This is a genomic window from Exiguobacterium sp. s146 (genome assembly GCF_018618415.1).
Classification (GTDB): Bacteria; Bacillota; Bacilli; order Exiguobacteriales; family Exiguobacteriaceae; genus Exiguobacterium.
On the sequence record NZ_JACSMA010000004.1, the window covers coordinates 127,124 to 152,403 of the forward strand.

Genomic DNA, 25,280 nt, shown 5'->3' on the forward strand with positions numbered 1-25,280 from the left:
TGTTTTTTAAAACTTTTTTTAGTTTTTTTAGCGCGTCATTTCTTCCCGTTTCATATGGCGGCACAACCGCTCTAAATCACCGGCATATACCGAGACGAGCATACCTTGATATTCGGTGTCCCGGTCCCAATGCAGCCCGTTCGCTTTCGCGACCCGCTGCGACGGAACGTTGTCCGGATGAATCAAGGAGATGATGTCCTTCTCCCCGGTTTCAAACGCGTAACGCATGAGACGGGCCGCCGCCTCGCGCCCATAGCCCATGTGCCAATGTTTCGGCGCCAACCAATATCCGACTTCAAGTTCAATCGTGCCATCGAGTTCATGCAGCAACGTACCGGCATGTCCGATCGGCTCATCACTCTCATGCGTCATCAATTTGAGCAATCCGGTTTGTCGACCCGTCTGATAGCGGGCCAACTGTCGCTCGAACCATTCAATCGTCTGCTCGTCCGTATATGGTTTCCCATCCTGGCTGATGAAACGCATCACCCGCGGATCTTGGAGTAACGATTTCACGAAATAAAAATCGGCGATCGTGTAAGGCTCAAGTCGCAGACGTTCGGATTGCAGTTTGACAAGATTCATCGTCCCCGCCCCTTTCGTTCACAGTCTGAACTATTCAATTCCCGTTTTTATTCCGATTCAATCCTGATTAGGCGACAACTTTTAGTCCGATGACGCTCCCGATAATGAGCAACAGGAAGAAGATGCGCCAACGGTCCCGCGATTCGTTCAAATACAACATCCCGAGCACAACACCACCGGCCGCACCGATTCCGACCCAAATCGAATAAGCCAGCCCGAGCGGGAGCGTCTCAAGGGAGCGCGATAATAAATAAAAACTTAAGGCAAACGTTCCGACAGATAGTGCAGACCACTTAAAAATCTGATAACCTTTCGATTTTCCCATCCAAAAGACAGCCATCATCTCGGCAAGACCTGCACCAATCAAAAACACCCAACTCATGCTGATTCCCCTCCCGTCACTTGTTTCAGTCCAATCACGCCGATGAGGAGCGTCGCGATAAAGACGAGCTTCATCCCGGTCAGCGTCTCATCAAACAAGACGGCGCCGACGATGACCGTTCCGACGGCACCAATCCCGGTGAATACGGCATAGCCGGTTCCGGCCGGCAAGACACGAAACGCCAGTGCCAACAGTCCAAAGCTTATAATCAACAACACAATGGTGACCACGGTCGGTCCGAGCAGCGTGAATCCGTTTGACAGTTTCATCGTCGTCGCCCAGATAATCTCGAGCAATCCGGCGAAAATGAGCCAAACCCAGGCCATTTGATCTCGTTTCATGTCCATCCGACTCCTTTCTTAAAGATTGTGAAGGCGGCCCGTTGCCGCTTGACGCGATTCGTCTCGAGCGTGAAGAGCGAGATGAGCGCGCCGTCGAGAAAACAATAGTAGGCATCATAGACGTCCTCGAGCGATTGCTCCGGTAACGCCCCCTGCTCCATCGCCAATCGAAACTGTTCTCTCTCAAACGCTTGCAATTCCGTTTCGACCGACCCGAGCGTCGTCTCGATGAACGATCGCAATTCAGGCGGCGGGACGAGCAACATCCGCTTCGTCAGCATCCACGTCTCCTCTTCTTCAAAGAAGCGAATCAACGTCTCGACGATGGCCTCAATCCGTTCGAGCGGTGCCGCATTTGCAGTCGCGTCCCGCGCTTCTCGCCAGACGCCATCATAACGATTCGCCATATCCTCGACGACGTGCTTGAACAGTTGCTCCTTTCCGTCGATATGCGCGTACAATGACGCTTTTTTGATGCCGACATCTTCGGCGAGCGCCGCAAGCGATAACCCTTCGTAACCTTCGAGCGCAAAGCGCCGCCGCGCCGCGAGTTCAATTCGTTGTTTCGTATTCACGGATAATCGTCCCCTTTCTTCTCCCATCACTTTACCTAACGAACGGTAGGTAGTCAAGTGTCGCGATTGCATTCTTCGGTTACACCCGGCAAACTAAAACCAGTTGACTGTGAAAGGAGCGCTTAACATGCTTGAGCAATTCAGCTTTACTTTACCGACGGAGACCATACGGGGCCGGAAACGAATCGTTCGTGTCTACCGTCCCGACTTCGTGTCGGCTGATGAACAGATCCCGGTACTCTATATGCACGACGGGCAAAACGTGTTCGATGGTCAGACGGCCACGATCGGGGAAGGCTGGTCCATCAACCGCCACATCGAAGACTTGCAACTCCCGCTCATGGTCGTCGCCATCGCGAGCGCCCCGGACTGGCTCGACCGCTACGACGAGTACTCGTTTTATGAAGACGAGATGCTGTATCGCCGAATCGGGCCGGAACTGGCTAAGACACGGCCCACGCTTGGCGGGAGAGGTCGGGCTTATGCCGATTGGCTCATGCGCGAGTTGAAACTGTGGATTGATGAGCGCTATGCGACCGACAAGGACGACGTCGGCGTGATGGGCAGCTCGATGGGCGGGGTCATCTCGCTCTATATGATGACGGCCTATCCGTCCATCCGGCGCGTCGGCTCGCTCTCGACGGCCGCTTGGGCCAATCTCGACTCACTCATCCGGGAAGTGAGGCAAGCCGATGTGACGGCCCGCCTCTATATGGACATCGGGACGAATGAAACGAGCGGACCGATCACGCCCGAGGATTACTTGTATACGAATGCGAAACTCGTCGAGACAATCGCCCGGAAAGGCCTCGCTTTCCGCTACGAGGTCGAGCCTGGTGCCGTCCATAATGAGATCGCGTGGCGGCGACGGCTACCGAACGCCCTCGCTTTCCTCTATGAATTGACATGAAAAAAGAGACGAATTCCGCGATGGAATTCGTCTCTTGCTGAATTAGATGACCCAGTTCCCGTCACGCATGATGGCTTCGCGTGATCCGTCTTCGAGTTCGCCGTCGATGTTCATCTCGGCCGAGCCGATCATGAAGTCGACGTGTGTCATCGAGTCGTTCGCCCCGTTCTCGGCGAGCTCTTCGGCTGACATTTGCGGTCCGCCTTCGAGACATGTCGAGTAGGCGCGTCCGAGCGCCAAATGGCACGATGCGTTCTCGTCGAACAACGTGTTGTAGAAGAGGAGACCCGAGTTCGAGATCGGCGAATCGTCCGGCACGAGTGCGACCTCACCGATGCGACGCGCTCCTTCGTCAAGGTTCAACAGCTCATCGAGCGCCTGTTGGCCTTGCTTCGCTTCCGCCTTCACGACTTTCCCGCCTTCGAACCAGAGCGTGAACCCATCGATCAAGTTCCCGCTATAGCTGAGTGGTTTCGTGCTCGACACGTGTCCTTCGACCGAATCTTTATCGGCGAGCGTGAACACTTCTTCGGTCGGCATGTTGGCGATGAAATCGACACCGTCGATGTTCGGTCCGCCACCGCCGAGGAAGACGTGCTTTTTCGGCAAGCCGATCGTCAATTCCGTGCCCGGTGCCTTATAGTGGAGCTTTGCATACTTCTTGTTCGTGAGTAATGTCGCCCGTTCACGGAGTGATGAATCGTGCGCATCCCATGCCGCGACGACATCCGGTTGGTCCATGCGCGTCGCTTCGAAAATCGCTTTCCAAAGGGCAGGTACCGCGTCTTCACGGTCTGGGAAGACTTTCTTCGCCCACGCCTCTGAAGCGCCAGCCACGATTGACCAGCTGACGTTATCGCTCATGACGTACTTGCGCCATTTGGCGAGCGCCACGCCGGCAGCCCGGTTCGAGTCCGCGATGCGTGACGACTCAACGCCGTTCAGCGCGTCCGGGTCGTCGCTGACGATTGATAGGAAGGCTGTCTTCTCTTCGGCCAACTGTTCAAAGCGTGCCTTGAGCCATTCCGGATATTCCTTGAAGGCATCCGCCGGGGCGTTGAAGTAACGGACTTTCGTCGTCTCTTCGTCACTCCAGTTGACATACACTTGTTTCGCGCCAGCCGCGTAAGCTACTTTCACGATTTGACGGACGAGCGGTGCTTGGCTAATATCAGCTCGAACTTCGAGCTGTTGGCCCGGCTGAATGTTGACGCCTTTTTTGACGGCAAGCTCAGCGTAGCGGGCGAATTCTGCCTCGGTGGGCATGGTTACAGTAGACATATGTACAGTTCCTCCTTTTTCACTTATTTCTATTTTCTTAAATTTTCGGAAAAGTTGCAACCAAATCGCAAAAACGGGCATATTAGTAGATGAAGACAGAAGGAGGAATTTACATGTCAGATTGGAAAACGACGTACACACACTTTTTGACGAGCGCGACCGAGGACTATACCGATCAAGAAAAATTGGGTGACCTCTTGGTACAAGGCGAGCTCGCTCTCGCCAAAGTGACGGTCGACGTCGCGTCAAGCGAGATTAGCAATATCGAACGGGAAGAAGAGTTGACGCTCTACTTCCAAATGAAACAATTGCTCAACATGTTGCGGGCCGTCTATAACGATCAGTTCGAGATGCAGCCGGACAAACAACACGCTCTTGTCGCTGCGATTCTCTATTTCGTGTCACCCTTCGACGCGATTCCGGACGACGCGCCGCTCGGCTTATTCGACGACGCCCAAGTCATCGATTACGTGCACGAACAGCTCGCGAGCGATATCGACCGTTTTCATAACGAATTGTAATCGGTCAACGCTTGAAATTCCGACATCGTCGGAGTACGCTTGAGTGAGTTTAAGTCAAAGGGGGCGTATGGCACCTAGCCATCATCTATGTACGCAAAATCAAGAAAACGGATTGCCGTCGAGACGACGCTGTTCATCATCGCCGGAACGATTCTGCAATCAATCTTTGTCGGATTACTGCTCAAGCCAAACGAAATCGGATCCGGCGGCATCGTCGGAATCACGCTCATTATCAATGAACTGTTCGGCACGCCGATCGGGTTCAGCCAACTTCTATTAAATATCCCCCTTTTCATTATCGGGATTAAATATTTAGGCAAACGGTTCATTCTCATGACCGGGCTCGTCGTCGTGCTCTCTTCTATTTTGATTGACACGTTGCCGGTGCTCATCCCGCCGACCCCGCTCGACGACCCGCTCGTCGCTTCGGTGTTCAGCGGCATCGTCTCGGGACTCGGGCTCGCTTTGCTATTATTCGCTGGCGCTTCGACCGGCGGACTCGACATTCTCGGGAAAGTCATTTATACGAACAACCGGAACTTATCACTCCCAAAAATCTTTTTGACACAAGACATCATCGTCTATATCCTCGTGTTCATCACGTTCGATATTAAAGCCGTCATGTACGCGCTCGTGCTCAGTTTCGTTCGGTCGCGGACGTTGTTGACGATTCACCGGTTCTTCTCGGCACAAAAGCAGTGCTTTATCATCTGTAAGAAAGCCGACGAAATCAACCTCGTCATCAAGCAGAACTTGAAACGTGGTGTGACCATCATGGACGCGACCGGCGGTTACTCGAACGATTCGAAGAAGATGTTATATGTTGTCGTTCAGAACAACGAGATTCCAAAACTGCGTCAAATCGTCTCCGAGATTGATTCGGAAGCGTTCGTCACCGTATCGGAAATCGACTCGGTCGTCGGTAACTTTAAAGAACATTCGTATACACTTTAATCGACAGCGGCTCGCTGTCGATTTTTTTGTGTAACAAACGCATCAACAATCCGATAATAGTGGTGAGCCTCTTAGACATATACAGAAGGAGGTGCATGAGTTGTCCAATCACTCGTTGCGCCAAACAGTCCCCGCTTTGCTCGTCGGGACCTTTTTTCTCGGCCTTTTATTGATCCTCTTCACCCCTTACGCCTTGAGGGAGACGAGTTTATTCGTCTATTTCACGGCGGTCACACTCATCGCGACCGTCTTCAGTGTGACGGCCGTGTTTCAAAATCGCGGGATGCGGCGCTACATTCACGTCTTGATCAGCGCCGGCAATGTCTGTTTCATCGCCTATTTGGTCGGACACCATTTCGGCGTACCGACCGGAAGCAATCACATGCCGTTTATTCAGAACTTCTTTTATTTGATTATGTCGTTGATCGTCATCACGCAATCGATTGAAATCCGGACACTGAAACTGCGCACGTTCGACATCTTCGCCTTGTTCAGCTTCCTGTTGATCGGGGCGCTCCACCTGTTCATTTATTCGAACGATGGTGGCCGCTATGCGGCTCAATTGAACGGCTTTGAAGAACAGATGGTGTTGATTAGCCTCTACATGATGCTCGGCTTCCTGTACTTGAATCGCATCGCTTCGGTCGGCCAAACGTTCCGTGTGCTGTTACTGATCGGCATACTCGGCTTCACGACCGCCTCGATTCTAAACCAACTGTTCGTCTTCGCTGGCATCGGCCATGAGTTGGTGCATTTGCTACAAGTGAGCAGCATCTTTATCATTTCAATCAGCTATGTGTTCGATGAATCACGCGAAGATGCGCTCGTCCACGATTCCGTGTTTGACTACGTCGTCTATAGTGCGATCGTCATGCTGTTCATGCTCGCCTCGGACCGTTTGCTCGGCACATCTGTGCTCGATTCGATGACGGCGAACGCCGTGTTGTTGCTGCTCATCCGTCAGTTCGTCGTCGCCAAACAGAATGCGTTGATCAGTCACCGTTTACATACCGTCAACACCGATCTCGAAGTCGCGGTGACGACGAAGGCGCATGAACTCGAGGTCCGCGAACAACAGTATCGCTCGCTGTTCGCCTATCACGCCGAACCGATCTTCTTATTCGACCTTCATGGTGAAGTGTTGTCCGTGAACGAGTCCGGCAGCTCGGTGCTCGGCCACGATACGGAGACGCTAATCGGCTCCAACATTTTGGACGTCATCGAACAGAAAGACCGCGCCGCCTATGCGACCGTGTTGCACGATTTGACGAACGGTCGTCCCCGGACGCTCGACGTCGATGTCGTCACCGAAGACGGATCGAAACGCGTGTGGCAGTTGATGAACATTCCGATGATTATCGACGGTGAGGTTGAGGGCATTTATGCGATCGTCAAAGACATCACCCAAATGATCGTCCAACAAGAACAAATTTATTATCAAGCGAACCACGACAGTCTGACCGGGCTCCATAACCGCTACGCCCTGCAAGAACAGATTGAACGACTCATCGCGGAAGGACGTCCGTTCTCGCTCATGTTCTCCGACCTCGACGGTTTCAAAGAGATTAACGATCAGTTCGGACACCATATGGGGGACGAGTTATTGCAACATATCGGCAAACGTCTGCGAGGCGCCTTGTTGCCGAACGAGTATGCGGGACGTCTCGGCGGTGATGAATTCATCGTCGTGGCCGAACACGACGACGATGAGATGCTCGTCGAACGGTTGCGCCGCTCCGTCTATCGTCCGCCTTACTTCATGGGCGGGACGCTCGTCGAGATTCATGCCTCAATCGGAATCGTCCGTTATCCGGAGCACGGTTCGACGCTCAAGCACTTACTCTCCAACGCCGACCTGGCCATGTACAAGGCGAAGGATAAAGGACGCAACGAGACCGTGTTGTTCACGCCTGAATTACGGGCGCATAAAGAAGAACGCAAACTGTTGATGGAAGGGCTCGATACCGCCCTCGAGAAAGGCGAGATCTCGCTCTATCTTCAGCCACAAGTCGACGCCTCGACGAAAGCCATCATCGGGGCCGAGGCACTCATGCGTTGGCAACGGGACGGCGTCTTCATCCCGCCAAGCCAGTTCATCCCAATCGCAGAAGAGACGGGCCATATCCATGACCTCGGCCGCTGGATGATTCATGAGACGTTCCAATTGATGTACGCCTTCGAACAAGGCGACATCGATTTACCAAAATTATCGGTCAACCTATCCGTCCGCCAACTGTTCGATGAGCACTTGATTGAGTATTTGACGACGTTGTTCGAACGCTTCCCGATTGAGCCCGGCCGACTCAACTTCGAGTTGACCGAGACGGTCGCGGCGCATCAATCCGATCGCGTGTTGACCCGGATTCTCGAGCTGAAGGCACTCGGCATCAAACTGTCGATTGACGATTTCGGGACCGGCTACAGCTCGCTCGCCTACCTCGTCCGCTATCCGATTGATGAGTTAAAAATCCCGCGCGAGTTCACGATGCAACTCGAAGAGAACCGGGAGTATCAGACGGTCACCGCGACCATCGTCGCGATGGCCCGACAACTCGGGATGGCGCTTGTCGCCGAAGGTGTCGAGACCGAGTATCAAGAGAACTTCTTACGAAAAATCGGCTGTCATTCAATGCAAGGCTATCACTATGCGAAGCCGATGCCGCTCGATGAGTTTGTCATCTACTATATGAAGCAGACGATGTAACGCAAATGCCCCGAACCGGTAATCCGGTTCGGGGCATGTTGTTATTTCATCTCATAAATCTTCACTTCGCCCGGCTTCAAATCAACCCATAGGTCCCAATTCTCGTCGAACGAATGCTCAGCGTACGGCCATGAAGTCGGTGAGTAGACCATCTCAGCGAAACGGCTGGCGTTCCAGTTACGGCGACGCACTCCGTCGAGCGGCACCTTCCCTTGCAACGGGTGCTGCATATCCGTATTGGCGACGACGAGAAGCGTCTCGTTCGTATCCGGACGCAACCATGCGAGGCCGATGAATGGCGCATCCATATGTGTCATGGCGAGCGGTTCGAAGTGACTCGGGTTGACGAGGACGTCCAACCAGCGACGACGCACTTCGGCCACTTGATGCATCAGTTCAATCATCTCGTCTCGCTCCGGGTGATCCCAATGGAACTGGTACGCATCGAAGAAAGCGAGCTTTCCAAAGTATGGATCGGTCGGGAAGAGTTGATACGCTTCTTCCGGTCGGCAGTCGAGCCCAGTGTTCATCGGCTGCGTCTCATACAGTTCGAGTCCCGAGTTCGTCATCGGGACACCGTTCGGTACGAAACCGTTCAAGACGGTGAGCAGGCGACTCGCTTGTCGTCCCCCATCTCGTGTCGCGACACGGCGCGTATCAGCCGTCTCTCCGGCCGCAAACACCGGTAACGGTAAGAAGCGTGAGTCATATACGAACTGGTGCGTCTCATGCGTATCAAAGCGTGGCTCTTTATAGAACCCGTACCCGATAATCATGTTATAGCCGGCTTCTTTTGCCGCCCACGCCCCGATTTCAATCAATTCTTCAGCGATGAAGCTGAAGTTGGCATCGAGTGCACGTGGCTGTTGCAAAATTCGTTGCGCCAAATCGACCGGCAAAGCGTGCCCCATATCGATGCGAGCCCCATCGATCCCATATTCACGTTGATAGTGAGGAATGATGTCGGCGAGCATCGCCCATAACGGCTCGTTGATTTGATCGCCTCGGAATTGATTCGATTTAATCGAGTCGAACAAGATATACGGTGCCAAGTTCGCTTCGCTCACGTAAGGCGCCGCCGCTGTCGGATGGTCCAAGAACAGACGGAAGTACGTCACGTCCGACCAAGGCGGTTGCGGGTCGTTGATGCAATCCGAGAAGGCTGGAGCCGTCGTCAAACCGAACTCGCGCTCGATGACGGCGAGCAAGTTCTCTTCCGGATGCTCGAGCAAGTACGTTTTCACCGTCTCCCACTTGTCTGCATCGACGAGGTTCGGCGCCATCGAGAAGCGACGCAAGTGCGCCCAGACGTCTTCCGACCCATAGATCATCGGCAAGAACGCGTGCTCTGGTTTCACGTTCTCACCGATTCCTGGAACGTGCGGCGGATGATAGTAATCGAGTTCGGTCACCGGGATCCAATAAAACCATTCCGGATTTTCGAGAATGAGTCGGTTGTCGCGGGCACACGTACGCGGAATGACATCGATGACGACGCGAATCCCGACCATGTGGCATGCCTCGACGAACGCAGCGAACTCTTCTTCGACGGTCAAGCCGTCTCCGGTCAACGTCTCTTTCAACTCCTCATCGATTCCGAAAAAGTCTTGCACCGCATAAGGAGAACCAAATTCGCCTTTTTTGTTTTTATGACTGTGTTGCGAGATTGGCAATAAGAATAACGTGTCGATACCCATGTAAAGGAGATGCGGAATTAACGCGAGCGTTTTGACAAACGTTCCCGTGTCTTTCATGCCGATCGAGTTCTCCATCTCGACATAGCCCGACCCATCATGGTCCCATGACGTCGACGTCCGGACTTGCATCGAGTAGACCGAGGCCCGTTTGATCCAATCGCCGCCCGTTTGCAAATAGCCGTCCGCTTGGGCGACCGATTGATCGTATGCTCGCCCGTCGACCGCATGGGGAAGTATCGCTTTTTCAATCGTCTCGATCAAGAAATCATACGGATTGACCCGCTCGACCCCATCACGTACCGGCTCTGAAGCGAATTGCAGCCGGTTCCATAACGTCGGAATCTCGTAATGGATGTTCGTTCGTTTTTCTTTCAAGATTTGGTGCAACTTGATTAACGATGAGTTCTCTGGCATGTGTATTCTCCTTATGAATAAAATCGTTCCTTTACCATTGTAAACGATATCAAGAAACTCATTACTATATATTTATACCTTTACCCGATTTTTTCCTTTTCCAAAAAAATATTTTGCGGTGAAATCATGAAGTATTGTACGATGGTTTACAGAAGGAGGGAGGACCATGTCCCAACGAAAATGGCTGACTTTACTCATCTCGTTATCCGTCTTATCCATCCTCATCCTTGCCAGTTTCGCCTTTCAACTTCGCGACACGACGCGGCAAGTCGAATCGATTCACGGTCAACGTCTCGACTCGTATGACGCGATCGAGGATATCATGTATTTCAACATCGAACGAGCCAACGCCATCCGTGGTCTACTCGCCTATGAAGACCAGCGCTTTTTAGAATCGTATTACAGTATGTCCCAGCAAGCAGAAGAGTTGAAAACGTCCATCGCGAACGACCCGAGCACGCCGAGCTCGCTTCTCGATTTACTCCATCGCGATGGGATTTGGGAACGAGGCGCCGATCAAGTGCTCGTCCTCTATGAACGGGGCGACATCGAAGCCGCGACCGACCTCGCCGAAACGATGACCGATCAACGCCAGACAATTCTCGAAGACTTGCGCGCCTTAAAAAAGATGCAGTATGACGATATCCGTAAGCAGTTGATTGCGACGGAGAATCAAATCGATGTCCTGATGCAAGCGCTCACGTCCATCGCCATCCTCCTCAGCGCCGCCATCCTCGTCATTTTATTTTTGATTTTCAAAACACGAAAAAAGAACCGACCTCAATGAGTCGGTTCCCGGCCTCGAGCATACTCGAGGTTTTTTATTTGTTGTGAATTAATCGGGCAGCGTTCCCGATGGCGAGTAATGCGACCCCAACATCGGCAAACACAGCTTCCCACATCGAGGCGAGACCAAATACACCGAGCAAGAGGAAGAGCGCCTTCATCCCGAACGCGAAGGTGATATTTTGCCAGACGATTCGTCGTGTCCGTTTGCTCAAGTCAATCGCCGCCACCACGTCGTGCGGGGCATCGTTCATGAGAACAAGATCTGCCGCGTTGACTGCCGTATCACTGCCGACGCCCCCCATCACGAGTCCGACATCGGCCCGCGCAAGCGCCGCCGCATCATTCAAACCGTCACCAACAAACGCGACCTTACCGCCTGTTGCCAACCGCTCGACTTCTGCTACTTTTTGATGAGGGAGCAACTCGCTGTGCACTTCATCGATGCCAATCGCCGAACCGACGGCCTGTGCGACTTCATGCCGATCTCCGCTTAGCATGACCGTCCGATATCCGTACTGTTTCAACGTATGAATCGTCTGTTCCGCGTCCGCCTTCACTTCGTCTCTCAATTCGATTCGTCCGAGCCAGCGATCATTTTTCACGACATGCACGATTGTTCCCGACGACTCCTTCGGGATCGAGTAGCCCAACTTCTTCATATAGCGGGCGCTTCCGACATATATGCGGTCTTCACCGTCTAGAGCCATCAGGCCGTAACCCGGTTCTTCTTGAATCGTTGGGAACGGGATGACGGGATCGGCTTGCTCGACGATCGCCGTTGCGAGCGGATGCGTCGAAGCCATTTCGACACGGGCCGCAAGCCGGAGCAACTCCCCCGTCGTCAGTTCCCCATTCGTCGCAATGTCGGTCACTTCAAACCGTCCCGTCGTGAGTGTGCCGGTCTTATCAAAGATGACCGTCCCAACTTCGGCGAGGACGTCCAAATACTCGCCGCCTTTCACTAAAATGCCACGGCGCGAGCCAGCACCGATTCCACCGAAATAACCGAGCGGAATCGAGATCACCAGAGCACACGGACAACTGATGACGAGGAAGATCAAAGCCCGGTACACCCACTCCTCCAAATTCCCGACAAACAGCGGCGGGATGAATGCGACCGCAGCCGCTAACACCACGACGACCGGTGTATACACTTTGGCTAATCGCGTAATCATCTGTTCGGTCTTCGCCTTGTTCATGCTCGCCTGTTCAACGAGGGCAATCATCTTTTGAAGACTCGACTCTGCGGCCGGTCGTTCGACCTGAACTTCGAGCCGCCCTTCGAGGTTGATCATGCCGGCCAATACGTCTTCATCAGGCCCGATTTGGCGTGGCAACGACTCCCCTGTCAGCGAAGCCGTGTCCAGTGAGCTGTTGCCCTGTAACACACGACCATCCATCGGCACTTGCTCTCCGGCCCGCACAATGATGACGGAACCGACCGCCACGTCCTCAGGCCGCCGTTCTATTTCTCGACCGTCCAACAGGACCCGCGCGAGCGTCGGTTTCAAATTCAACAATGATTGAATCGATCGTCGGGAAGCGTGAACGGCTCTCGCTTGGAAATACTCACCGAGTTGATAAAACAGCATCACGGCGACGGCTTCGGGATACTCCGAAATCGCAATCGCGCCGACCGTCGCAATCGTCATTAAAAATTTCTCATCAAACCATTCCCGGTGCCACACATTCCGAACGGCGGCGTACAGGACGTCATAGCCCGCTAACGCATAGGCGATCCCGTACATGACGAGCGAATCTGTATAAAGACCGACGAGCAAGAATATGAACGCTATTCCAAACCGCCATAGCAAGCGATGCGACATCGGCGTTTCCGTCTCTTCTTTCACAAAATGCGCGCCTGGTTCAATCCGCCCCATCGTTGCCTCGATTGAGCGGAGCGTCGCTGTGCGATCAGTTGACTCGTTCCAGTCAATCATCATTCGACTCGTTGCAAAGTCGATTTGACAAGCGGCGACACCCTCTTCTTCACTCACGCGCTTCTCGATTTTAGCGGCACAATTCGTGCATGTAATTCCTTTAACCGGTAACACATCTCGTTGCATCATGTTCACCCCTTATATATTCAAACGTTCATTTGAATATATCGTAGCGCGATTGTCTCACAATTACAACCGTAAAAAAATCGACTGGAATCCCAGTCGACCTCATGTGTCTAATTTAGTTTCATCCTGCTCGGCGCTATGAGCCATCGCAATCTCGACGAGCAATCGGACATGGTCGTCGTCGAGCGAATAATAGACGACTTTTCCGTCCTTACGATATTTGACGAGCCCTTGCTCGAGAAGTGTCCGTAAGTGATGGGACGCCGTCGCGTTTGAATGCCCAATCACGGCCGCCACGTCACAGACGCACAGTTCCGCTTCGAGCGTAAGCACGTAGAGCACTTTAAGCCGGGTCGGATCGGCGAACGCCTTGAACAATTGACTGACTCGCGTCGCATCAAGGTCGGTCAACGCTTGTTGTAATACCGTAACGTCTTCACTCTGAATGGCGATCGTTTCGCATTGGGGTGCCTTCATCCATCTCACCTCATTTTCTATACTTTCATTCTAACAAAATCTGACTCATAAATCTGTTATATATTATTATTGACTTATCTACCACTGTTATAATACAATAAATACAACTTAACAGCTACGTTACTTAAATAAAGGAGGCAGTTACAATGAATGAATGGGCAAGCCGACTTGAATCTTCCGTCGAGTTTTATCGGAAGTTACCAGACAAGACGTGTCAAGAGTGTGGGAAACAGATGGATGAACAATGCGAGTCTTACGAAAGCACGTGCCCATCTTGTGCTGAAAAACTCCAATTGAGCGATTGAACTACCCCCACCTACGCTTCGCTTGGAGGTGGAGGATTCCTGGGTGATCCGGTCGAACGACCGGAACCTGTTCAGGCTAGCCCCGTCGTCCCGACGGTTGAGGAGGCCAGGATACGCTCGGCCTCTCGTTTGAGGTTCAGTCCTGCGTTCACATCGCGGTCGTGGTGCGTCCCACAACCCGGGCATGTCCACTCGCGCAGACCGAGATGCTTCACGTCTTTGTGTCGATGGCCGCAACTCGAACAGAGCTGACTCGAGGCGAACGTCTTCCCGACCTTGACGACGGTCTTGCCGTACCAGTCCGCCTTGTATACGAGCATGCGGAAGAATGCCGACCAACTGACATCGGAGATCGCTTTGCTGAGCTTGCGATCCTGCTGCATGTCTTTCACCTGCAGGGTCTCGATGCCGATAACGTCGTGGCTTTTGACAATCTCGGTCGACACCTTGTGCAGGAAGTCGGCACGCTTGTTCGCAATCTTCTCATGGATGCGGGCGACCTTGCGCTTCTGCTTCTGATAGTTCCTCGCCTCGGACAGCTTGACGTTCCGGTTCATGGCGATGAGCCGACGCCGCGACAGCTTGCGCTGCTCGCGGGCGAGCTTCTCCTCGAGCGAACGGAAGTACCGGTCGTTTTGGTACACCGTGCCGTCGGACAGGACGGCGAAATGCTTCAGGCCGACGTCGACGCCGACCGAGGAACCGGTCTTCGGCAGCTCGTCGATTTCCTGCTCGACGCACAAGGAAACGAAGTATTTGCCTGAGGCGTTTCGTCGGATCGTGGCGTTCAAGATTCGCCCCTCGACCGTCCTTGAGTTGGCGAAACGCACCCACTTCAACTTCGGAAGCTTGAGTTGGTTGCCGATAATCGACACCTCAGGAAGTTGAGACTTGCCTTGGATGTTCGTCTCATAGGATTGGACGGGGTTCCGCTTCGACTTGAACCGGGGCCGTTCGTTCTGTTTCTTGAAGAAGCGGTCATACGCATCGGCAAGGTGTTTGACGCTATTTTGCACAGAAGTACTATCGACTTCCTTAAGCCAATTAAGCTCTTGCTTCAACAAAGGGATTTCTTTCGAACAGGAGCCGTAGGACAAGCCTTTTCCTGTCGCCTTGTAGGTCTCTTCCCACTTCTCCAAGAAGTGGTTGAAGACGAAGCGTGAACAACCGATCGTCTTGGCGATCAGGATTTCCTGCTCCGTTGTCGGATAGATCCGGAATTTATACGCTTTATGCTTCAACATGATGTTCACCTCCTCTAGGTATTTATACCCAAAAGAGAGGTTGGCAATTCATCGCCCACTTTCACTCGGGCTTCGCCCTTAACGTTTAGAAGTGGGCGTATTCTCGCCTATTTTTGATAAAAAAACAATCCCTCGGAAACGTGTTCCGAGGGATTTGTCATGGTAGATGGTAACCGAGATAGGCCGCCAGCAGACCGAGCACATAAGTCGCAAGCAAATACATCCCGAAGCGAATCCAGTCTTTAGCGACGAATCGCATCACTTCAAGCTTGAACGTCGAGAACGTCGTGAACGAGCCGAGAAAACCGACACCGAGTCCGAGCATGAGCGACGGGCCGACACTCGATGCATACAAATAGCCGAGGAGAAACGAACCGCTCACATTGACGAACAGCGTCGCCCACGGGAACGTGGAGGCTGTCCAAGTTTTGACGAGCTGACCGATGGCAAACCGTGCCATCGCCCCGAAGAATGCCCCTACCATAATGATGAGAATCGTCATCGCGCCACCCCTTCCCGCCTGAACCGTTTGAATCGACGGCGTCCGAACCAAAATCCGAGCCATGAACTGAACAGACCGAGGACGAGGCTGAGCGTCACGTAGAGAAAGGCCATGCCGAGCGCGCCGGATTCCAGCAAGTCGATCGTCTCCACACTGAACGTCGAAAACGTCGTAAACGAGCCAATGAATCCGGTCCCGACCGCCGTCACAATACTAGGCGAGAGACGTCCGGACCGAAACAGGAAGTGTGTCAGCCAACCGAGTACAAAGCTACCCGACAAATTGATGAGCAGCGTCCCGAGTGGAAACATGCCGACCCAAAACGTCTCGATGCCCGTCCCGACCCCATAACGCGCCAAGGCACCTAGCGCTCCTGCCAAACCGACGTATACATAAAGCATCGCCATGCCTCCCTTCAAAAAAACACCTGCCGCGAGCATGTCGCGAGACAGGTGTTACGTCTGTACTCATTATACCAAGCGATGCAGCATCACGAAATAGCTGCTGGTGCGAACACGGCCGAGATGGCCTCGAACGCCTCATCGAGTTCCTCTTTCGTGATGACGAGCGGTGGTGCCAACCGGATTACCGTCTCGTGCGTCTCTTTACAGAGCAAGCCTCGTTCTTTGAGCGCTTCACAGTAAGGACGGGCCGCTTCTGTCAATTCAATCCCGATGAACAGACCGCGCCCGCGCACATCTTTAATGAGCGGGTTGTCGATTGTTTTCAAACGGTCCATGAAATACGTCCCGAGTTCAAGTGAACGCTGTGGCAACTGCTCTTCTTCTAACACTTCGAGCGACGCAATCGAGACGGCTGCCGCGAGCGGATTCCCCCCGAACGTCGAACCGTGTGATCCTGGATTGAATACGCTCAAGACGTTCTCATTAGCCGCGACACACGATACCGGGAACACGCCGCCCCCGAGCGCTTTTCCGAGAATATACATATCCGGTTCGACATCTTCCCATTCGATGGCGAACCATTTGCCTGAGCGACCGAGCCCTGATTGAATCTCATCGGCCACAAACAACACATTATGCTGCTGGCACAGTTCACTGGCACGTTTCAAATAACCAGCCGGCGGAATGATGATACCTGCCTCGCCTTGAATCGGTTCGACGATGAAGGCCGCCGTGTTTTCAGTGATGGCCGCCTCGAACGCATCGATGTCGCCGTATGGCACGACTTTGAATCCTGGCAGTAATGGCCCGAATCCACGTTGATATTCCGCCTCGGTCGACATCGATACCGCCGCCATCGTCCGGCCGTGGAAGTTGCCCGAGCAGACGATGATTTCCGCCTGACCTGGAATTTGTTTCACTTCGTACGCCCAACGACGTGACGCTTTAACAGCCGTTTCGACCGCTTCCGCGCCGGTGTTCATCGGCAACACCATCTCTTTATTTGTAAGCGCTGCCACTTTTTTGTAGAAACGACCGAGTTGATCATTGTAAAACGCGCGTGACGTCAGCGTGATTTTATCGGCTTGGTCTTTGAGCGCTTGAATGATTTTTGGGTGACAATGGCCTTGGTTGACGGCTGAATACGCACTCAACATATCCATGTAGCGATTCCCTTCTGGGTCCGTCACCCAGATCCCCTTCGCTTCCGAGATGACGATCGGAAGTGGATGATAGTTGTGCGCCCCGAATTTCTCTGTCAATTCAATCACTTCTTGTGTCTTTGACATTTGATTTCCCCCTTCTCAAAAAAGCTATCTTACCCCTTCAGTATATGATGACCGTCTTTCTTTTGACAACGACCAACTTGCCCATTCCTCGGTTTGGCAAAATAAGGTACACTGAACGTAGATTATGATTCATTTGATGTAGATTGGAGGAAACGATGTGGCTTCATTGCGTGATTTGCCAATTGACGAGTTTATCGATGCTTTATCTGTCCCATGCTGTTACATCAATCTCGATGGCAACGTCCTGCTGTGGAACGAACATGCGGAAACGCTGTTCGGATGGGAACGGGACGAAGTGCTTCACCATCCACTCCCTGTTGTCCAACACTTACAGGATGCGCTTGAATCCTGGTCACCGATGCTCCTTCAATATCCGTTCTCGACGACGGCGATGACGCCGTTCAAACATAAAAACGGTGCAGTCGTCTATGCGACGGCCTATTTGCAATCGTTCTCCATCAATGACTATACGGGTTACTTTTTAGCATTCCTGCCGAAAGGGTTCGGACCGCTCATCAGTACGGAACAGTTCAATCTGCTACATCACTTTCAAGCGATGATTGAACAATCGACGTACTATTTGGCCACCAACGCCTACGGCGAGATCACCGAACTCAATCCACTGCTCTGCGGGTTAATCGGCGCACCCAATCATCACTTCATCGGTCGTAACTGGTTCGAGCTCATCCATCCGTCATTTGAGAATCATCCGCTTGCCGAGGACGTGCTTCAAGCACTTACGACCGACCGCATTTGGAACGGTGAAATGCCCGTCCGTTCCGAACGGCATGTCCGCAACATGTGCTGGCTCAATTTGACGGTCGTTCCGATTTTGAGCGAAGAAGGCGAAGTCGTGCAGTATACCGCCTTCGGCTTCGATGTTTCAGATAAAAAACGACTCGAGCAAGAGGTCAATTATCTCGCATACCATAACGATTTGACCGGACTCTTGAACAAAAAAGGATGGCTCCGTCAATACGGGCACGTGTTGACGGATGTCGATCAAGGAGACGGCTTGGTCCATGTCGCCTTGTTCGATATCGATCGCTTCAAAATCATCAATGAATCGTTCGGTTCACGCGTCGGCAACGAGTTGCTCCTTCAAATCAAGGAGCGGGCCGTGCAGTTCATGCCGGAGACGAGCGTCATGTTCCATCCGTCGGGCGGTTTGTTCGGATTGATTTTCTTTGAAGAGTCGAAAGAAGAAGTGTTTCAGTTGCTCCGTCAACTGCAACACGAACTGCAGCGTCCGTTCCGGATTTATCATCACTCCATCATGGTGTCTATTTCCATCGGATGCGTCTTCTATCCGTCCGCCACGTCTTCATTAGAAGAACTGTACACACGCGCCGAGAGCGCCCTGTTCAAAGGCAAACGGATCGGTGTCGGGACGATTCAGTTCGTCACGAAAGATATGGACGATGCGTTCTCACGTCAAATTCATATCGAGAAAGCACTTTATCAAGCGCTCGAAGAAAAACATTTCTATTTAGAATATCAACCGAAGTATGAGTTAAAGACCGACAGGCTAATCGGGTTTGAAGCGCTCCTTCGTTGGCATCATGATGAGCTCGGGCAGATTCCACCTTCCGAGTTTATCCCACTCGCTGAGGAAATGGCGCTCATCGTCCCAATCAACAACTGGGTCATTCTTGAGGCGGCCAAACAGTTGAAAGCCTGGCAACAACTCGTTGACCGCCCGTTATCGATGGCGGTCAATATTTCGCCGAACCAATTCCGCAGCGACAGCTTCATCAATACATTGCGCAATATCAAACAACAGCTCAATTTGAACCCGTCCGACATCATCCTCGAGATTACCGAGAGTCTCGTCATGCAACAGACGGACGAAATCATCGCCCGGATGGATCAAATCAAACGTCTCGATTATCGCTTATCCATCGACGACTTCGGGACCGGATTCTCGTCCCTTCAATACCTGAAGTCGTTCCCGGTCGACGAGCTGAAAATCGATAAAGTCTTCCTCGATGATTGGTTGACGTCGAAGTCACACTTGCTCGATGTCATCGTCCACCTCGGCAAGAGCCTGAACCTTCACGTCGTGGCCGAAGGTGTCGAACACCAGGAGATGCTCGATCACTTGAAACAAACCGCTTGCGACTCGTTCCAAGGGTTTTTGTACGCCAAGCCGTTGCCTCCAATCGAAGTCGTTCGTTTATTGACGGACAATCATTAAAAAGCCATCGCGCGTCTCACGACGCGCGATGACTTTTTATTATAGGCTGATTGTCGCCGTCCATAATCCATAGACGCCGTACGTAGCTGCCAAGAGGATGACGAATGCAATCATATATTGCAGGCGGCTGAGATACGGCCGGCCCTGTTCACGCTCGGCTTGCATGAAGACGAATACGCCAGGCGCGTAAAGAATCATGGCGATAAGCATGTACTCGACTCCTGACGCATACAGGAGCCAGGCCGCATATACGGTCGCAATGCCTGACATGACGAGCATCGAACGTGTCCCGGTCCGCCGTGCCTCTTTCCAACCGAACAAGGCGGAAAACAAGTATGGGACGAGCGCCGCTATCCCTGCGATGCTCGACAGCACCAAGTACGTCTGTTCCGAGAACAGCGCGATGAGGGTGACGAGTTGCGTAAAGACTTGCGTGATGAACAACGCGCTCACCGGCGTCTCATTTCGATTGAGCCGATTGAACAATTTCGGGAACACCCCATCGCGACTTGCTACATAAGAGATTTCCGTCGCGAGAATCGTCCATCCGAGCAGCGCACCCGAGAGCGAGACGAGGAGTCCGATGTTGATGATTGTCGCTCCGACCGGCCCGACGACGGCCTCGAGCACGTACGCCATCGATGGTTCCGAGAGCGTCGCGAGTTGTTCTTGTGTCATGACCCCGAACGATAAAATCGAGATCATCATGTAAATGACGAGCGTTCCGACTAGTCCGATCACCGTCGCACGCCCGACGTCTCGTTTATGTCGGGCGCGTGATGACAAGACGACTGCCCCTTCGATCCCGACGAACGCCCAAAGCGTCACGAGCATCGTCGACTTCACTTGCGGGAACACTTGTGACCAGCTGAACCCAGATTGACCCCAGAAGTCGATTTGGAACGTGTCGATTCGAAACGCAAACAAGATGAGGACAATAAATAAAAAGATGGGGACGAGCTTCGCGATCGTCGTGACGAGATTCAAGAGTGCGGCTTCCCTCATCCCGCGCGAGATAATCCAAAACAGCCCCCAAATGACGACCGCGCTCATGAGCAAGCGAAACGTCCGGTGCTCGGCCGAAAAAATCGGGAAGAAATAGCTGAGCGTACTGAAGATTAATGTGATGTTGGCGACCGTTCCGATCCACGCCGACATCCAGTAGCCCCACCCGCTATTGAATCCGACAAACTTGCCGAACCCTTCTTTCGCATAGGCGTATATGCCGCCCTCGAGTTCAGGACGCGTATTGGCTAGAAATTGAAACACGAACGCGAGCATGACCATCCCGATGCCGGTGATTGTCCAACCGATTAACACCGATCCGACCCCGGCACCTTGCGCCATCGCTCCCGGTAAATTAAATGCGCCTCCGCCAATCATGGTTCCGACGACCATGGCAGCGAGCCCAAAAAAGCCGATTCCGGCTGACTGTGACTTCATTCAAAAACCCTCCAAAGCAAGTTGACGTCTGACGAATAACTATTCATAAATAATGTATAATCATTCGACGATTTCCTTATTCTACTGAAACCAAAGGCGTTTAGATAGGTATTTCACTAATGTTTATATTTTCGAATAATTTAAAAAATTTTATTGCCTATTCATCTTGTTTATAGTTTAATTGCAATATATTCGAAACAATCAGAATTTTCGGGAGGTAACACAATGCGCAACAAGAAATGGTTAGCTTTATCGGGTGTCGCTTTACTTGCGACAGCAGCATGTGGTGGCGGCGAAGACGCAACGGATTCATCTGACGGCTCTTCATCAAGTGATGCGAAAAAAGAAATCACGCTCGTTTCGGCGACGGATTTGCCACAGCTTGATCCAACGCTCACAACGGACTCGACGTCAATCATCGTAACGAACAACGTCTTTGAGGGACTGTATCGTCTCGACAAGAACAACCAACCGGTACCGGGAATTGCTGAAGACGTAGAAATTTCAGAAGACGGACTTACATATACCTTCAAATTGCGTGACGCGAACTGGTCAGACGGTTCACCGGTCACTGCTGAAGATTTCGTCTACTCATGGAAACGCGCCCTCAACCCTGAGACAGGTGCCGAGTATGCGTATATTCTCCAAGATTTGAAAAACGCCAACAAGATCCTTGCAGGCGAAGAAGAGCTGGATACACTCGGTGCGAAAGCGCTCGATGAGAAGACGCTCGAAGTTCAATTGGAGGCACCAGCCCCTTACTTCCTCGGGTTGACAGGATTCCCGACGTACATGCCACAAAAGCAAGAGTTCGTCGAAGAGCAAGGCGAGTCGTTCGCTTCTGCCGTCGATAAGACGCTCTACAACGGACCTTACGTATTGGACAGCTGGCAAGACAATGAAGGCTGGGTCTATAAAAAGAACCCGGACTACTGGGATGCGGAAAATGTCAAGATGGAGACGATCAACGTCAAGGTCGTCAAAGAAGTCGCGACAGGAGTCAACTTGTTCGAATCGGGCGAAGTCGATTACACGCTCTTGTCATCTGAATTCGTGCCACAGTTCCAGGACAGTGATGAATTCAAGACACGTGCCGACGCACGTATCAACTTCCTTCGTTTCAACCAGAAGAACGAATCGCTCCAAAACGTCAACATTCGTGAGGCACTCGCAAAAGGCTTCGATAAGCAAAGCGTCACGGACGTCATCTTGACGGACGGTTCACAGCCGGCGAACTATATCGTCGCGAAAGACTTCACGTTCACAGAAGACGGCGCTGACTTCCGCGAGAAGTATCCGGACCTTCAAAGCTATAACGTCGACGAGGCGAAAGCTGCATGGGAGAAAGGTCTTGCCGAACTCGGTGTCGAGACAATCGAGCTCGAGTTCCTCTCACGTGACGAAGAAGCGTTCAAGAAAGTCAACGAGTACATCAAAGGTGAGCTCGAGAAGAACCTTCCAGGTCTCACACTTAACATTAAGCAACAGCCGTTCAAAAACTTCCTTGAGCTTGAAGGCGCTGGCGACTATGACGTCTCCGCTGCCGGTTGGGGCCCTGACTATCAAGATCCGATGACGTACCTCGACATGTGGGTCACAGACGGTCCGTTCAACCGGATGGCTTACTCGAACGACGAGTATGACAAGTTGATTCAAGGCGCGAAACAAGAAGCCGATCAAATGAAACGTTGGGAAGCGATGCAAGAAGCAGAACGCATCTTGCTCGAAGATGATTTCGCGATTGCACCGATTTACCAAAAAGGTGAAGCTTACCTTGAGCGTTCAAACATCGAAAACATGTACCGCCACCCGTTCGGAGCTGACGCTAGCTTCAAGTGGTTGGACGTCAACTAATCCACACCCCCTGCCGCAAGAAGCGGCAGGGGTTATTTATTGCAGACCGTGCTCTATGACGCAAAAAAGGGACGTCCCACAAAGTTGTGGCACGTCCCTTTTTGATGATGATTACGCTTCGCGTTCAGCCCGCATATCGGCTGGTACGCGTCCGCGTTTCGAGATGATTTGCGCGATGACGAGCAAGACGACGAATGTCGCAAGTGCCGCGAAGAATCCGACCCACATCGAGCCTGTGATTCCGAGCACCAAATATCCGACCGCCGACACGCCAGCTGCGATTAACGCGTATGGCAACTGTGTCAACACGTGGTCGATATGGTGCGATCCGGCACCCGTCGAACTGAGAATCGTCGTATCCGAAATTGGTGAACAGTGGTCTCCGAACACTGCTCCGGCGAGAACCGCGGCGAGTGTCGGGAGCAAAAGTTCCGGCTCGACTGCCATAATCAAATCGGCACCGATTGGAAGCATGAGACCGAATGTCCCCCAGCTCGTTCCTGTCGAGAACGCCATCAGACCGGCGATCACGAACAAGAGGAACGGCAAGTAAGACGGTGAAATCGAATCTGTGACGAAACTTGCCAAGTAGTCGCCTGTCTTCATGTCACCGATGACGGCGATAATCGTCCAAGCAAACAACAAGATGAGTACAGCTGGCCACATGGCGCGAATTCCAGCCCATGTCGCTTGTCCATAGTCTTTCGCCGGAATCTTGCGACCAATCAGTAACAAGAGTGCGACAATCAAACTGACGACCGCCCCGGTCACAAGGGAACGGGTCACGTCCGTCGATTCGAACGCACCGATTAATGAGAAGCTTTGACCGTCAGCCGCAAGCGCCTGACCACCCGTGTAGAGCATGGCCGACACCGTCGCGATAATCAAAGCGATGATTGGTACGATCAAGTCACGTACTTTTCCACCTTCATGTTCATGTAAATCTTCACTCATACCCATCGGCGCACCTTTCGAAGCGTCGTAGAGTTCCCCTTGAAGGGCACGAAGTTCATGTGTACGCATCGGTCCGATGGCAAGCCCCGTGTAAGCAACGTAGGCCGTCAACAGAAGCGCGAATACCGCGTAGAAGTTCATCGGGATGATTTGGATGAACGCCGAGAACGATGAGTAGCTATCAATCGAATACTTCGCTAGAATACCTGCGAAGATGGCGATGATGTACGCCCCCCAGCTCGAGAGCGGGCTGATGACACAGACCGGTGCGGCTGTCGAATCAATCATGTAGGCGAGTTTCGCACGTGATACTTTCTTCCGATCCGTAAGCGGTCGGCTGATATTACCGACGGCCAAACTGTTGAAGTAATCATCGATGAAAATTAAAATCCCAAGTCCGAACGAGACAAGGCGAGCGCCACGGGCCGTCTTGACGTTTGAAGCGGCCCACTCTCCGAATGCACGGGCACCGCCCGATGTTTGAATGATCGATGACAAAATTCCGAGCAAGAGCAAGAACGCGATTAAGAGCACGTTCCATTCGTTAATGGCCCCGTCTGCCCAGAATAAGGCGATGACGTTCGACCATAAGTATTGAATCGATTCGAGCGGGTTAAAATTGTGAAGCAGTAAGACCCCTGCAACAATCCCGACACCGAGTGACGGAATAACCTTCCGTGTTGTGATAGCCATGATGATGGCCAATAAAGCCGGTACGAGTGACAGTACCGATGTTGAATAATCTACCATGTGATTTCCTCCTCTTTTGTTAGAGATGAGGCCCCCCTATGCTTAAAAAAACGCAAAGCGAGGGCATCGGCAACAAAGCCGACACCCTCGCTGGATGTTCCGTCTTTCTTAGCCGACTTGGAGCGCTCCATACGTAAATATGTATGGCAGTCTGACGGGTATTTCCCGTCAGCCCAGCACAAAGCCAGAGACATGACTTTACACTTCGGCGATCTTGCCTTTCTGTAGTCTTCACCGTTGTCATCCTCGGACTACTTACTCATCAGCATCGCACCTCTACCTCATCGATAGCACGAATATTCATTTAAAGTTACGTCTAAATTATCATAGGTCATAGTGACTAATCAATAGTTTTTTTCATCTCGGATGATTTGTTTCAAAACCGCGAGTGCAACTTGGTCGTCTGACTCGACCGCTTTAAAGAAATCACTAAAGAAATGATATAAGACAAAACGCTCGGCGTGTGACGTCGTATGTTCTTTAATCGTTAAGAAAATCAAGTGACGCAACCGCCGTTTCGTTCGCGTCTCGTCGGGCAATTCTTGACATCGATCTTGGAAGGTACGATATACAGAATTGATCAAATCCCCATGTTCATCATACGACCGGTTGTAAGCAACTTGTTCCATCTGTGATATCCCC

Annotated in this window: 23 protein-coding genes and 1 riboswitch; of the genes, 8 read left to right on the plus strand and 15 right to left on the minus strand. The window is 52.3% G+C overall.

Features of this window, described 5'->3' with window-relative positions; translation table 11 throughout:
- Positions 1-27 precede the first annotated feature (27 nt).
- The 4 genes from KNP83_RS12790 to KNP83_RS12805 all read right to left on the minus strand — a co-directional run bounded on the left by KNP83_RS12790 (position 28) and on the right by KNP83_RS12805 (position 1,883).
- A complete protein-coding gene (locus tag KNP83_RS12790) occupies positions 28-585 on the minus strand; it encodes a GNAT family N-acetyltransferase (protein ID WP_214753988.1) in 558 nt (185 codons plus the stop codon).
- Positions 586-652: 67 nt separating this feature from the next.
- A complete protein-coding gene (locus KNP83_RS12795) occupies positions 653-967 on the minus strand; it encodes a DMT family transporter (protein ID WP_128124136.1) in 315 nt (104 codons plus the stop codon).
- Entirely contained in the window at positions 964-1,293 is a 330-nt protein-coding gene (locus KNP83_RS12800) for a DMT family transporter (RefSeq protein ID WP_214762879.1), read from the minus strand. The genes KNP83_RS12795 and KNP83_RS12800 overlap by 4 nt, the downstream gene beginning before the upstream one ends.
- A gap of 11 nt (positions 1,294-1,304) precedes the next feature.
- Complete coding sequence (locus KNP83_RS12805) at positions 1,305-1,883, minus strand: TetR/AcrR family transcriptional regulator (RefSeq protein ID WP_214762811.1); 579 nt, start codon at positions 1,881-1,883, stop codon at positions 1,305-1,307.
- Between the two features lie 127 nt (positions 1,884-2,010).
- On the opposite strand from KNP83_RS12805, the gene KNP83_RS12810 reads away from it, so the two are divergent.
- Positions 2,011-2,793 carry an alpha/beta hydrolase gene (locus KNP83_RS12810; RefSeq protein WP_214762812.1) on the plus strand — a complete coding sequence of 261 codons (783 nt, stop codon included), beginning with the start codon at positions 2,011-2,013 and terminating at the stop codon, positions 2,791-2,793.
- A gap of 42 nt (positions 2,794-2,835) precedes the next feature.
- Here the strand turns inward: KNP83_RS12810 and KNP83_RS12815 are convergent, their stop codons facing one another.
- Positions 2,836-4,074: an aminopeptidase gene (locus tag KNP83_RS12815; protein ID WP_214762813.1), complete on the minus strand. Its 1,239-nt coding sequence runs from the start codon at positions 4,072-4,074 to the stop codon at positions 2,836-2,838.
- A gap of 113 nt (positions 4,075-4,187) precedes the next feature.
- Here KNP83_RS12815 and KNP83_RS12820 point away from each other — a divergent pair, with 113 nt between their 5' ends.
- The 3 genes from KNP83_RS12820 to KNP83_RS12830 all read left to right on the plus strand — a co-directional run bounded on the left by KNP83_RS12820 (position 4,188) and on the right by KNP83_RS12830 (position 8,253).
- Positions 4,188-4,595 (plus strand): YkvA family protein, encoded by a 408-nt coding sequence (locus tag KNP83_RS12820; RefSeq protein ID WP_214762814.1) that lies wholly within the window; start codon positions 4,188-4,190, stop codon positions 4,593-4,595.
- 87 nt (positions 4,596-4,682) lie between these two features.
- Entirely contained in the window at positions 4,683-5,549 is an 867-nt protein-coding gene (locus KNP83_RS12825; protein WP_214753974.1) for a YitT family protein, read from the plus strand.
- Between the two features lie 100 nt (positions 5,550-5,649).
- Positions 5,650-8,253 carry a putative bifunctional diguanylate cyclase/phosphodiesterase gene (locus KNP83_RS12830; protein ID WP_214762815.1) on the plus strand — a complete coding sequence of 868 codons (2,604 nt, stop codon included), beginning with the start codon at positions 5,650-5,652 and terminating at the stop codon, positions 8,251-8,253.
- A 41-nt stretch (positions 8,254-8,294) separates the two neighbouring features.
- Here KNP83_RS12830 and KNP83_RS12835 read toward each other — a convergent pair whose 3' ends face one another.
- Entirely contained in the window at positions 8,295-10,364 is a 2,070-nt protein-coding gene (locus KNP83_RS12835; protein ID WP_251139372.1) for an alpha-amylase family protein, read from the minus strand.
- Between the two features lie 166 nt (positions 10,365-10,530).
- On the opposite strand from KNP83_RS12835, the gene KNP83_RS12840 reads away from it, so the two are divergent.
- On the plus strand, positions 10,531-11,151 hold the full coding sequence (locus tag KNP83_RS12840; RefSeq protein ID WP_214762816.1) for a CHASE3 domain-containing protein: 621 nt from the start codon (positions 10,531-10,533) through the stop codon (positions 11,149-11,151).
- 34 nt (positions 11,152-11,185) lie between these two features.
- On the opposite strand, the gene KNP83_RS12845 is transcribed toward KNP83_RS12840, so the two are convergent.
- On the minus strand, positions 11,186-13,219 hold the full coding sequence (locus KNP83_RS12845; RefSeq protein WP_251139373.1) for a heavy metal translocating P-type ATPase: 2,034 nt from the start codon (positions 13,217-13,219) through the stop codon (positions 11,186-11,188).
- Positions 13,220-13,321: 102 nt separating this feature from the next.
- Positions 13,322-13,696, minus strand: coding sequence for an ArsR/SmtB family transcription factor (locus KNP83_RS12850; RefSeq protein ID WP_214762818.1), 375 nt, complete (start codon positions 13,694-13,696; stop codon positions 13,322-13,324).
- Positions 13,697-13,842: 146 nt separating this feature from the next.
- Between KNP83_RS12850 and yhfH the strand changes: the two genes are divergently transcribed.
- The gene (yhfH, locus tag KNP83_RS12855) at positions 13,843-14,001 is read left to right on the plus strand and encodes a protein YhfH (protein WP_214762819.1); all 159 of its coding nucleotides are present in this window, start codon (positions 13,843-13,845) and stop codon (positions 13,999-14,001) included.
- Between the two features lie 71 nt (positions 14,002-14,072).
- Here the strand turns inward: yhfH and tnpB are convergent, their stop codons facing one another.
- From tnpB to KNP83_RS12875, 4 genes are all read right to left on the minus strand, one after another.
- Entirely contained in the window at positions 14,073-15,245 is a 1,173-nt protein-coding gene (gene tnpB, locus KNP83_RS12860; RefSeq protein WP_214762820.1) for an IS200/IS605 family element RNA-guided endonuclease TnpB, read from the minus strand.
- 157 nt (positions 15,246-15,402) lie between these two features.
- Positions 15,403-15,747: a fluoride efflux transporter FluC gene (locus KNP83_RS12865; protein WP_214762821.1), complete on the minus strand. Its 345-nt coding sequence runs from the start codon at positions 15,745-15,747 to the stop codon at positions 15,403-15,405.
- The gene (gene crcB, locus KNP83_RS12870) at positions 15,744-16,148 is read right to left on the minus strand and encodes a fluoride efflux transporter CrcB (protein WP_214762822.1); all 405 of its coding nucleotides are present in this window, start codon (positions 16,146-16,148) and stop codon (positions 15,744-15,746) included. The genes KNP83_RS12865 and crcB overlap by 4 nt, the downstream gene beginning before the upstream one ends.
- Before the next feature lie 89 nt (positions 16,149-16,237).
- Positions 16,238-17,440 (minus strand): ornithine--oxo-acid transaminase, encoded by a 1,203-nt coding sequence (locus tag KNP83_RS12875; protein WP_214762823.1) that lies wholly within the window; start codon positions 17,438-17,440, stop codon positions 16,238-16,240.
- A 157-nt stretch (positions 17,441-17,597) separates the two neighbouring features.
- Here KNP83_RS12875 and KNP83_RS12880 point away from each other — a divergent pair, with 157 nt between their 5' ends.
- Positions 17,598-19,637 carry a sensor domain-containing protein gene (locus tag KNP83_RS12880; protein ID WP_214762824.1) on the plus strand — a complete coding sequence of 680 codons (2,040 nt, stop codon included), beginning with the start codon at positions 17,598-17,600 and terminating at the stop codon, positions 19,635-19,637.
- 39 nt (positions 19,638-19,676) lie between these two features.
- On the opposite strand, the gene KNP83_RS12885 is transcribed toward KNP83_RS12880, so the two are convergent.
- Positions 19,677-21,080 carry a basic amino acid/polyamine antiporter gene (locus KNP83_RS12885; RefSeq protein WP_214762825.1) on the minus strand — a complete coding sequence of 468 codons (1,404 nt, stop codon included), beginning with the start codon at positions 21,078-21,080 and terminating at the stop codon, positions 19,677-19,679.
- Between the two features lie 225 nt (positions 21,081-21,305).
- Here KNP83_RS12885 and KNP83_RS12890 point away from each other — a divergent pair, with 225 nt between their 5' ends.
- On the plus strand, positions 21,306-22,934 hold the full coding sequence (locus tag KNP83_RS12890; protein ID WP_214762826.1) for a peptide ABC transporter substrate-binding protein: 1,629 nt from the start codon (positions 21,306-21,308) through the stop codon (positions 22,932-22,934).
- A 111-nt stretch (positions 22,935-23,045) separates the two neighbouring features.
- On the opposite strand, the gene KNP83_RS12895 is transcribed toward KNP83_RS12890, so the two are convergent.
- Together KNP83_RS12895 and KNP83_RS12900 are read right to left on the minus strand one after the other, a co-directional pair.
- Positions 23,046-24,638 (minus strand): Na+/H+ antiporter NhaC family protein, encoded by a 1,593-nt coding sequence (locus KNP83_RS12895; protein ID WP_214762827.1) that lies wholly within the window; start codon positions 24,636-24,638, stop codon positions 23,046-23,048.
- Positions 24,639-24,750: 112 nt separating this feature from the next.
- A riboswitch (Lysine riboswitch) is annotated at positions 24,751-24,925 on the minus strand.
- A gap of 57 nt (positions 24,926-24,982) precedes the next feature.
- Positions 24,983-25,267 carry a hypothetical protein gene (locus tag KNP83_RS12900; RefSeq protein ID WP_214762828.1) on the minus strand — a complete coding sequence of 95 codons (285 nt, stop codon included), beginning with the start codon at positions 25,265-25,267 and terminating at the stop codon, positions 24,983-24,985.
- Positions 25,268-25,280 lie beyond the last annotated feature (13 nt).